Here is a 9441-nt window from a genome sequence, read left to right on the forward strand (position 1 = left end):
GTGAGCTTCGTGCGGTCGAGATTGGCCTGCAGTCGTGCCAGACGACTTAGCTTGCGGTCGAGCGCGGTGACGGCGTGACCCGCGGCGGCGAGTTGCATCGTCTTGCCGCCAGGCGCGGCGCACAGTTCGAGGACAGTCCTAGCCGACGCCGGGATGAGGCGCGCGGGGAGCGAGGCGGCGAGGTCCTGCACCCACCAGTCGCCGTCGCCATAGCCGGGCAGTTCGGCAACATTCGACGACACTGCCAGCCGGGCGTGGCGAGTGCCGAGCGAGTTTGCGCCCGGGTAGGCCTTTGCCGCAGCATCATCCTTGAACGTCAGATCGAGCGGCGCGCGGCCGGCGATGGCGCGGCGCGCGGCCTCGACCATCGGCGTCCCCCATGCGCGGCGCCAGCGCTCCTCGACCTCGACCGGCAGGCGCGGGGCATCGAACGTATGCACGCCGCGACGCAGAAGCGTGCCGAGCACGCCATGGACCAGTCGTCGCGGACCACCGTCGACTAGCGGCAGTGCGGTCGCGACCACGGCATGGTCGGGCGTACCGAGCCCGATCTTCTGCGCCAGCGCCAGCCGCAGCACCATCCGCGCCTTGGCATCGTCGGCGAGGCGCAGGCGGGTCGCGCTGTCGATCATCAGATCGATGTCGGGCAGGCGGCGGAAGGTTTCGCCGGCAATCGCCAGCGCAAGTGCCTGATCGGCCGGGGGTAACGACGGACCGCCCTGCGCCGCCGCTTCAAGCGTCTGGCCACGGCGGAGGACGCCGTCGAGCATGCGCAGGGCAGCCGCACGGGCGGGCAGACCGTCGGGCAGGTCAGTCGGGGCGGGGGAGTCAGGGGGGGTTGGCACGCGGCCCTTTAGACCCCAAATGTCGAACAATGAAACGCCCCGCTCATGTCGTTGCGCCGAAGACACTGACTCCCTCGCCGCCGGTGCCTGCGCCGGAATCGGTCGAGAAGTCGATTCCGGTGGGAGAGGAAAAGCGGCTCGACCCGACGCGCTATGGCGATTGGGAGAAAAAGGGCATCGCGATCGATTTTTGAGGGCGTCAATAATGCTCCGGGCGAGTCGGGCGGGCGAGGAGACTTTCGAGCACGTCGTCGACACCCGCCTCACCCGCCAGCAACGCCGCCACCGCCGCGACAATCGGCATGTCGATGCCTTTGCCTTGCGCCAGCCGATGCAGGACCGGGGCGGTGAAGGCGCCCTCGGCCACGGTGCGGCGATCGGCCATCAGGTCCGACGCGCTGCGACCCTCTCCAAGACCCTTGCCGAGCGAATAGTTGCGCGAGCTAGTCGACGAGCAGGTCAGCACAAGATCGCCGAAGCCCGATAAGCCCGCCAGCGTCTCCCGCCGCGCGCCCATTGCCAGCCCGAAGCGGGTCATTTCGGCGAAACCGCGCGCAATCAGCGCGGCGCGCGCATTCTGGCCGAGGCGGCGCCCTTCGACCACGCCGCAGGCGATGGCGAGGACATTTTTGACCGCGCCGCCGACTTCGGCACCGGCGATATCGTCGGTGGCGTAAGTGCGGAAGGTCGGTAGGGCGATGCGGTTGCGAAGCGCATCGCCGAGCGCGGCGTCCTCGCAGGCGAGGGTGACGGCGGTGGGCAGGCTCGCGGCGACTTCATGGGCGAAGGTTGGGCCGGAGAGGACCGCAATTTGCGCACCGGGGCAGGCTTCGAGCGCAACCTGGTGGAGCAGCAGACCCGACGCCTCCTCGATCCCCTTGGCGCACAGGATCAGCGGGCGGCCGCACGGCGGGCCGGCGGCGAGCGTGGCGCGCATGTGCTGGGCAGGGGTGACGACCAGCCAAGCGTCGCACGCTTCAAGATCGACCAGGTCGGGGGTCGCGCGGATCGCTGGCGACAAGCGCTGTCCGGGTAGGAAAATCGGGTTCTCGTGGGTTGCGTTGATGGCGGTGACGACGTCCGGCTCGCGTGCCCACAGCAAGGTGTCGCGCCCGCCGGTGGCAGCTACCTGGGCCAGGGCGGTGCCCCATGCGCCGCCGCCGATCACGCCCAGTCGTTCGATCGTCATGCCTTGACCCCTGCCCCGCGTACCGGTTCGGCGCGTTCGTCAAGCGGCCAGCGGGCGCGCGCCGGGGCGTCGAGCCGATCGACCAGGCCGAGCGCGAATCGCTCCGCCCCCGCCCAACCGATCATGGCCGCATTGTCGGTGCACAGCCAGCCCGGCGGGACCGAGTAGCGCCGTGAAGAACGCTGCGCCAGTTCGGCGAGGGCGGTCCTGACCGCGCCATTGGCGGCGACCCCGCCGGCGACGACTAGCGTCGGCGCGTCGGACGATGCCAGTGCTCGCGCGGTGCGGTCGACGAGGCAGTCGACCACCGCCTGCTGGAAACTGGCGGCGATATCTTCAGGCCGGTGCGCGCCGGTCGCCACCGCGCGCTGCACTGCGCTCTTTAGGCCCGCAAACGAGAAATGGGGCTCGTCGCTGCCGAGCAGCGGGCGCGGCAGCGGGACGGCGCGCGGATCGCCGCTGGCCGCCAGCGCCTCGATCGCCGGGCCGCCGGGATAGGTAAGGCCGAGCATCTTCGCCGCCTTGTCGAACGCCTCGCCCGCCGCATCGTCGATGGTGGTGGCCAGTCGGCGATACTGGCCGACGCCGCCCACCAGCAGCAGCTGGCAATGCCCGCCCGATACGAGCAGCAGCAGATAGGGAAACCCGAGACCGGTATCGGCGAGGCGCGGCGAGAGGGCGTGACCTTCGAGATGGTTGACGGTGATCAGCGGCTTGCCCGCCGCCAGCGCCAGCCCCTTGCCAGCCAGCAGCGCGACCATGACTCCGCCGATCAGCCCCGGACCGGCGGTGGCGCCGATGGCGTCGAGATCGGATGGGACGACACCGGCTTCGGCCATTACCTGGCGGATCAGGCCGGGCAGCCGTTCGACATGGGCGCGAGCGGCGATTTCGGGGACGACGCCGCCATAGGGGCGATGGGCCGCGTCCTGCCCGACGACCGCTTGCGCCAGGATGCGCCGGTCGGACGTGACGAGCGCCGCGGCACTGTCATCGCACGAGGATTCGAGACCGAGGATCAACGCCATAACCGCGCCTTTGCCCTAGCCGGTGCGTTCCGGCTAGAGTGAGCACACGGGAGAGCGAAACACGATGCCATTGATCCTGGGGACGCGCGGCTCACCGCTGGCACTGGCGCAGGCGCACATGACTGCGGCGGCGATCGAGGCGGCGCAGGGCTGGGCGGCGGGAACGGTCGCAATCCGCATCGTCAAGACCACCGGCGATGTCGTGCAGGATCGGCCGCTGGCCGAAATCGGCGGCAAGGCGATGTGGACCAGGGAGCTGGACGAGGTGCTGCTGGCAGGCGAAACCCATGCCTCGGTCCATTCTATGAAGGATGTCGAAAGCGAGCGGCCCGATGCACTGTGCATCGCCGCGACGCTGCCCCGCGCCGACGTGCGCGACCGGTTGATCGGGGCCGAATCGATCACGGCGCTGCGGCAGGGCGCGGTCGTCGGGACTTCCTCGCCGCGACGCGGAGCGCAATTGCTGGCCGTTCGGCCCGACCTGACGATCGTTACGATTCGCGGCAATGTCGACACGCGGCTGGCCAAGTTGGCGGCGGGGGAGTGCGATGCGACCCTGCTGGCGGCTGCCGGGCTCGACCGGCTGGGCAAAAGCGGGATCGGCGCCGCGATCGACAACATGCTCTCTGCCCCCGCACAAGGCGCGATCGGGATCGAGTGTCGCGCTGACGATACGCAGACGCGGACCATCCTCGCGACGATCAATGACTGCGCAACCTTCGACGCTGTGCGCGCCGAGCGGGCGTTCACGCGGGCACTGGGCGGGACGTGCCATTCGCCAGTCGCGGCGCTGGCGACGATCGCGGCGGATGGATCGGTGGTGCTGCGGGCGCAAATCCTGTCGGAGGATGGCGCCGATCAAATCGGCGACGAGGCCCGGTTCGCGGCAGGCGATGACGCGACTCCGGCCGCGTTGGCGCGGGCGATGCTGGCGCGGGCGCCGACGACGATCCAGCGGTTGTTCGACGCGGCGTGAGGCGATTGCTGCTCGTCCGGCCCGAACCGGGGGCGAGTGCGACGGCGTCAAAAGCACGCGCGATGGGCATTGAGGCGGCGGCAATGCCATTGTTCGAAGTGCGGCCCGTGGCTTGGCATGCGCCCGATCCGACCGCTTTCGACATGCTTCTTTTGACCAGCGCCAATGCGCTGCGCCACGGCGGGCCCGAGCTTGGGCGCCTGCGACTGCTGCCGGTCGCGGCGGTCGGCGAGGCGACGGCGGCGGCCGCTCGCGAGCTTGGATTTCGCGTCGAGCTGGTCGGGCATGCCGGAGTTGCAGCACTGATGCAGACCCTCCTGCCGTCGCTGCGACTGCTCCACCTCGCGGGTCACGAGCGCAGCGAGATCGCCGACGCCGTCCACCGAATCGACGTGGTCAATGTCTATGAAGCGACGTCGATCGATCCGCCAAATGATCTGAGGGTGCTGGCAGCAGGAGCAGTCGTCGCACTGCATTCACCGCGCGCCGCGTCCCGCCTGGCAGCGCTGACGGAGAAGCATGGCATCGATCGGTCGACGATCGCGCTGGTCGCGTTCAGCCCGGCGGTGGCGGTGGCGGCGGGCGACGGGTGGGAGCGGATCGCCGTGGCCGAGCGGCCGAGCGACAGCGCCCTGCTGGCCCTTGCCGCCGAGCTGTGCTTATAGACCGGTGCATGACCGACGCGCGACCCAATTGGACCGCTCGCCTGGCACTGGCGCTGCTGCTTCTGCTGGCGGGCGCGGGTCTGGCGATCTGGGGCTTGGCGCGGTCGGCCCCGGCGGCGCAGTTGCTCGGCGTGGCCCCGGCCCCCGCCGCGCCAATCGGGCTCGTCCCGCCTGCACCTTTACCCATTGCTAATCCGATTCCGCAGACCGACGCGCGGCTGGCGGCGGTCGAGGGACGGTTGGCGTCGGTCGAAAACGCGACTCAACGGGCGCAGGGATCTGCCGGGCGAGCCGATGCCTTACTGGTTGCCTTTGCTGCCAGGCGGGCGGTCGATCGTGGGCTGGCGCTGGGCTACCTCGAGCCGCTGCTGATCGAGCGGTTCGGCAGCGGGCACGAGCAGGCGGTGGCGACGATCGTGACTTCGGCGCGCCAGCCGGTGCGGCTCGACCAGCTCGTCGACAGTTACGGCGCGCTCGGCGAACCGCTGCGCAGCGCCGGGTCCGACGAGAGCTGGTGGACCGGGGTGCGGCGCGAAATGGGGACGCTGGTCAGCATTCGCCGCGCCGATTCTCCGTCGGTTCGACCCCAGGCGCGGTACGACCGGGCACTGTCGCGTTTGCAGCGCGGCGAGGTCGATGGCGCGCTGGCCGAGACGATGCGGCTGCCCGGCGTCGCGCGAGCGAGTGACTGGGTGGCGCAGGCGCGACACTATATCGCGGTTCATCGGGCACTCGACGAGGTCGAGACGGCAGCGCTGCTGCCGACTTCGGTCTCCGTGGCCGCGCCGACCAAGACCGCCGCCGCGCAATAGCATGTCGCAGCCCCGTGCGTGACATTGGGCAGGGATGGATTGATGCGCGTTGGACGACTGATCGGCTTATGCCACGTCGCCGTCGCCGGGGACCTTCACTCGCCGATCGACCGGTTGCGCGACCAGCCCGCAAACCGCCCCTCGGCCGGAATCGTCACGTGAAGGTCCCCGGCCTTCATCCGTTACCGCATCGCCCGGCTCGGCGCCGAATTCGAAGGTCAGTTCGGGATATCGTACGCTCGGTCGAGGACGGCTTGGCAGCCCGGCTGGCACGCCGACCAAGTCTACCCGCAGCAGAACTTGTGGGTCGCGATCACGGCGATGGATGCGATCGATCACAGAAGGGTATTTTTAGATGACCGGTGGTGCTGACCCGCAGCGACAATGACCCTGTTCCATCAGCCGATCGCGGCGGCGGTGCTGGCCAACGGCAGCGAAGTGACGACGTTCGGCCGCCTGCTCAACGACGCCATCACCTTGAGCGACAATATGTGCAACGACCGGCTGATGCGGGCGGTCGGCGGATCCGCGGCGGTGCGCGCGATGATCGCGAGGAAGCGGCTCGGCGCGATCCGTTTCTATAATGGCAAGCGAGCGCTGCAATCGAAGATCGCGGGGCTGCACTGGCGCCCGGACCATGCCATCGACGGCGGGGTTGAGAAGCCGCGCGACGCCCTGCCGCTGCCGCTGCGCCGCACGCTGCTGTAACGCTATATCGACCATCCCTACGACGGCGCACCCCCGCGTCGGTGGTGCGGGCGCTCGCCCGGTTGCACCAGAACCAGCTGCTGTCCCCCGCCTCGACCGCCTTTCTCCTTTCCACGATGGGTACCACGAAGACTGGGGCCAACCGGCTCAGGGCGGACTCGAACCGGGCTGGTCGCTTTCGCGGCGTTGCCGCTCAGCGCTCCGTTTCACGACCCGCCCCCGGCGGGTCTTGAAATGGAGCGGGCGAAGGGATTCGAACCCTCGACCCCAACCTTGGCAAGGTTGTGCTCTACCCCTGAGCTACGCCCGCTCGGCGCCTATCCGGGTTCCGCAAGGGCCTCCGGTGGGTGAGGGCGGGCGCTTAGCATCGGCCCCGGCGGGCGGCAACCCCCGCGTGGCAGACCTTGTGACCATCCGCGGTTAGGCACATATGGCGGCAGGACCTGTGTTGGAGGCGTGCGTGGCGACCGTGGCGATGAGCGAAGCCGAGCGAGAAGCGCTCGCCCGGTTTGAACAGGACGTCATCGAGCCGTCGATGACCAGCCTGGTGATCCTCGATTTCTGGGCCGAATGGTGCGGGCCTTGTAAGCAGCTGTCGCCGGTCCTGGAGAAAATCGCCGCCGACTATGCCGACCAAGGCGTGGTGCTGGCCAAGATCGACGTCGAGGCGGACAAGACGATCGCCGCGCAGTTCCGCGTCCAGTCGATCCCCACCGTCTATGCCATTTTCCAGGGCCAGCCGGTCGCCGACCTCACTGCCTATCGCACCGAGGCGCAGCTGACCCGCGCGATCGACCAGATATTGGGCCGGCTGCCGATCACGGGCGCAACGCAGGAACTGGCGGTGCAGATCGAACGCTTGGTCGCGATGGGCGAGCAGGTGCTGGCCGAAGGCGACGCGCCGCGCGCTGTGTCGATCTTCCGCCAGATCCACGAGATGGCGCCCGAGGATGTGGCGGTCATCGGCGGGCTGGTGCGAGCGCTGGTCGTCGACCGGCAATTCGCCGAGGCCCGCGCAATTCTCGACGCGACACCGCAGAGTGCCTCCAAAGACGCCGCGGTCCAGCGCGCGCGGGCCGCGCTCGAGGTGGCCGACGTGCCCCTGCCGAGTTCCGATGTGGCGGCGATCGAGGCGCGGATCGCGGCCGATCCCGACGATCATGCGGCGCGGCTAGACCTCGCCAATGCGCGCATGGCGGCGGGCGATCGCGACGGAGCGACCGACGCCCTGCTCGATTCGATCGGGCGCGACGCCGCTGCCAACGACGGCGCGGCGCGGTCGCGGTTGCTGCAGCTGCTCGAGGCCGCCGGCTTCGAAGATCCGTGGGGGAGAGCGCAACGGCGACGGCTGTCGGCGCTCCTGTTCACATGAGCAAGCCGCTGCGGATCCCGCTGTTCCCGCTCGCCGGAGCGATCCTGTTCCCGCGTTCGCAGCTGCCGCTGCACATCTTCGAGACCCGTTATCGCGACATGATTCGCGACGCATTGGCCGGCAAGGCACGAATCGCAATGATCCAGCCGAGCGAGCCGGGCGATCACCCGCCGCTCTATCGGGTCGGTTGCATCGGCGAGCTGGTCGGGGTCGAGGAACTGGAGGACGGGCGGTTCAACATCGTGCTGCAGGGGTCGGAGCGGTTCCGCCTGATCGCCGAGGCCGATGTCGGAACAAGCTATCGCCAGGCCGACGTCGACCTGACCGCGTTCGACGACCGCGAGCCCGAGCCGCTGGCGCTGATCCAGCGGAGCGATGTCGAGCGCGAAGCCCGGCGGTTCGGCGATGCCCTCGGGCTGGCGGTCGATTGGGACGCGGTCGGGCGGCTCGACGACGAGATGCTGGTCAATGCCATCTCGCAAGTTGCGCCGTTCGACATCGGCGCGAAACAGGCGCTGCTGGAAGAGCGGACGCTAGCCGGGCGGGCCGATCTGATCGTGCAGCTGATGCAGTTCCAGCGGCTGGCTCCGGGCGGGGCGGATTCAGGGCAGACGCTGCAATAGATTATCGCTTTGCGGTGTTAAATCGGGAGCCCACGAAGCAAGAGCGGCAAATCGCCGCTCGTGCCGCGCGCCTCCGCCATCAATCGCTCCTTGAGCGGGCCGATGCGGTCGACCAAGCTCATGCCGAAGCGCCGCACTGCCGAAGCCGTCCTTCCCGGCACGCCGTAGAGCCGGCTGAGCCCGTCAGTCGATATCGCCACCATCAGCGTGTCGAGGCTGCGCCAGCGCTGATAACGGTCGAGCAGCTGGCGGTCGCCAAGGTCGAGACCGAGCCGCGCGCCTTCGACCAGCACCTGGGTCAGCGCGGCGGCATCGCGAAAGCCGAGATTGAGCCCCTGACCCGCAATCGGGTGGACCGCGTGGGCCGCGTCGCCGACCAGCGCGAGGCGGTCGCTGGTGATCCGAGCGGCGTGGTGAAAACCGAGCGGATAGGAGGCGCGCGGGGCGAGCATTGAAATCTGCCCAAGGAACCCGCCCATCGCCGCCTGCGCCTCCCCAGCGAAATCGGCGTCGCTGAGCGCTAGGAGCGCTGCGGCGTCCCCTTCCTTGACCGACCACACGATCGCCGAGCGGTGGCCATCTGCGTCGTCGATCATCGGCAGCAGCGCGAACGGACCGGCCGGGTAAAAGATCTCGTAGGCTACACTATCGTGCGGCTGTTCATGGCGCAGGGTCGAAACGATCGCGCGGTGATCGTAGCGCCAGCGAGCAATTCGAATCCCCGCCGCCTCGCGGGTCGGCGAATTGCGGCCCTCGGCGGCGACCAAGAGCGGCGCGCGGACGGTCTCGCCATTGTCGAGCGTGACCGTGACGCCATGGGGGCCGCGTTCGGTCGTCACGGCCGTGGTCTTGTAGCGCAGGCTGATCGCCTTGCCAGCCTCGGCACGCGCGCGCAGCGCGGCACGCAGGTGGCGGTTCTCGTACATCCAGCCGAGCGCTTCGCTGTCTTCGCCCGCGTCGAAATCGAGGCTGCCCGGCGCGAGACCGTCGGACGTGCGGATGCGGCGGATTGGGCCGCCCGGTTTGGGGAAGTGCGGCGTGATCCCGACCGTGTCGAACATCCGCCGCGACGAGGAGGAGACGGCACTCGTCCGGCCGTCGAACGCCGCGTCGAGCCTGGTGTCGGGATCGGCCGGATCGACCACCGTCACGCGAAGGCCACTGGCATCGAGCGCAGCCGCCAGCGCGAGCCCGACCAGCCCACCGCCGAGAATGATGACGTC

11 protein-coding genes, 1 tRNA gene and 1 pseudogene are annotated in these 9441 nt (G+C 69.3%); 8 read left to right on the forward strand and 5 right to left on the reverse strand.

From position 1 onward, the window contains the following. The coding region (locus RMN84_RS08205; protein ID WP_309611689.1) for a transcription antitermination factor NusB at nucleotides 1–845 on the reverse strand (845 nt) is incomplete at its 3' end. Between the two features lie 29 nt (nucleotides 846–874). Here RMN84_RS08205 and RMN84_RS08210 point away from each other — a divergent pair. Next, nucleotides 875–1039, forward strand: coding sequence for a DUF1674 domain-containing protein (locus RMN84_RS08210; protein ID WP_309611690.1), 165 nt, complete (start codon nucleotides 875–877; stop codon nucleotides 1037–1039). Nucleotides 1040–1044: 5 nt separating this feature from the next. Here the strand turns inward: RMN84_RS08210 and RMN84_RS08215 are convergent, their stop codons facing one another. Both RMN84_RS08215 and tsaD read right to left on the reverse strand, forming a co-directional pair. Continuing rightward, the gene (locus tag RMN84_RS08215) at nucleotides 1045–2034 is read right to left on the reverse strand and encodes an NAD(P)H-dependent glycerol-3-phosphate dehydrogenase (protein WP_309611691.1); all 990 of its coding nucleotides are present in this window, start codon (nucleotides 2032–2034) and stop codon (nucleotides 1045–1047) included. After that, entirely contained in the window at nucleotides 2031–3062 is a 1032-nt protein-coding gene (gene tsaD, locus RMN84_RS08220; RefSeq protein WP_309611692.1) for a tRNA (adenosine(37)-N6)-threonylcarbamoyltransferase complex transferase subunit TsaD, read from the reverse strand. Before tsaD ends, RMN84_RS08215 begins: the two co-directional genes overlap by 4 nt. 64 nt (nucleotides 3063–3126) lie before the next feature. On the opposite strand from tsaD, the gene hemC reads away from it, so the two are divergent. The 5 genes and pseudogenes from hemC to RMN84_RS12330 form a co-directional block, all read left to right on the forward strand. Next, a complete protein-coding gene (gene hemC, locus RMN84_RS08225; protein WP_309611693.1) occupies nucleotides 3127–4038 on the forward strand; it encodes a hydroxymethylbilane synthase in 912 nt (303 codons plus the stop codon). Further along, nucleotides 4035–4703 carry a uroporphyrinogen-III synthase gene (locus tag RMN84_RS08230; protein ID WP_309611694.1) on the forward strand — a complete coding sequence of 223 codons (669 nt, stop codon included), beginning with the start codon at nucleotides 4035–4037 and terminating at the stop codon, nucleotides 4701–4703. The genes hemC and RMN84_RS08230 overlap by 4 nt, the downstream gene beginning before the upstream one ends. A gap of 8 nt (nucleotides 4704–4711) precedes the next feature. Then, nucleotides 4712–5515 carry a hypothetical protein gene (locus tag RMN84_RS08235; protein ID WP_309611695.1) on the forward strand — a complete coding sequence of 268 codons (804 nt, stop codon included), beginning with the start codon at nucleotides 4712–4714 and terminating at the stop codon, nucleotides 5513–5515. 384 nt (nucleotides 5516–5899) lie between these two features. After that, nucleotides 5900–6223: a hypothetical protein gene (locus tag RMN84_RS08240; protein ID WP_309611696.1), complete on the forward strand. Its 324-nt coding sequence runs from the start codon at nucleotides 5900–5902 to the stop codon at nucleotides 6221–6223. 38 nt (nucleotides 6224–6261) lie between these two features. Beyond that, nucleotides 6262–6456: pseudogene (locus RMN84_RS12330) on the forward strand (hypothetical protein); the annotation flags it as partial. Between the two features lie 2 nt (nucleotides 6457–6458). On the opposite strand, the gene RMN84_RS08245 reads toward RMN84_RS12330, so the two are convergent. Further along, a tRNA-Gly gene (locus RMN84_RS08245) sits at nucleotides 6459–6533 on the reverse strand. A 150-nt stretch (nucleotides 6534–6683) separates the two neighbouring features. Between RMN84_RS08245 and RMN84_RS08250 the strand changes: the two genes are divergently transcribed. After that, complete coding sequence (locus RMN84_RS08250; RefSeq protein ID WP_309611697.1) at nucleotides 6684–7595, forward strand: tetratricopeptide repeat protein; 912 nt, start codon at nucleotides 6684–6686, stop codon at nucleotides 7593–7595. After that, on the forward strand, nucleotides 7592–8218 hold the full coding sequence (locus RMN84_RS08255; protein ID WP_309611698.1) for an LON peptidase substrate-binding domain-containing protein: 627 nt from the start codon (nucleotides 7592–7594) through the stop codon (nucleotides 8216–8218). Before RMN84_RS08250 ends, RMN84_RS08255 begins: the two co-directional genes overlap by 4 nt. A 17-nt stretch (nucleotides 8219–8235) precedes the next feature. Here RMN84_RS08255 and RMN84_RS08260 read toward each other — a convergent pair. Further along, nucleotides 8236–9441, reverse strand: a 1206-nt coding sequence (locus tag RMN84_RS08260) for an FAD-dependent monooxygenase (RefSeq protein WP_309611700.1), incomplete at its 5' end; no start/stop codon positions are given.

It is taken from the genome of Sphingomonas sp. (assembly GCF_031380695.1).
GTDB lineage: Bacteria > Pseudomonadota > Alphaproteobacteria > Sphingomonadales > Sphingomonadaceae > Sphingomicrobium.

Excerpts from the sequence above, each read along its gene's own strand:
- RMN84_RS08210 (WP_309611690.1), top strand. The coding sequence starts at position 875 with ATGAAACGCCCCGCTCATGTCGTTGCGCCGAAGACACTGACTCCCTCG.
- RMN84_RS08215 (WP_309611691.1), bottom strand. The coding sequence starts at position 2,034 with ATGACGATCGAACGACTGGGCGTGATCGGCGGCGGCGCATGGGGCACC.
- tsaD (WP_309611692.1), bottom strand. The coding sequence starts at position 3,062 with ATGGCGTTGATCCTCGGTCTCGAATCCTCGTGCGATGACAGTGCCGCG.
- hemC (WP_309611693.1), top strand. The coding sequence starts at position 3,127 with ATGCCATTGATCCTGGGGACGCGCGGCTCACCGCTGGCACTGGCGCAG.
- RMN84_RS08235 (WP_309611695.1), top strand. The coding sequence starts at position 4,712 with ATGACCGACGCGCGACCCAATTGGACCGCTCGCCTGGCACTGGCGCTG.
- RMN84_RS08240 (WP_309611696.1), top strand. The coding sequence starts at position 5,900 with ATGACCCTGTTCCATCAGCCGATCGCGGCGGCGGTGCTGGCCAACGGC.
- RMN84_RS08255 (WP_309611698.1), top strand. The coding sequence starts at position 7,592 with ATGAGCAAGCCGCTGCGGATCCCGCTGTTCCCGCTCGCCGGAGCGATC.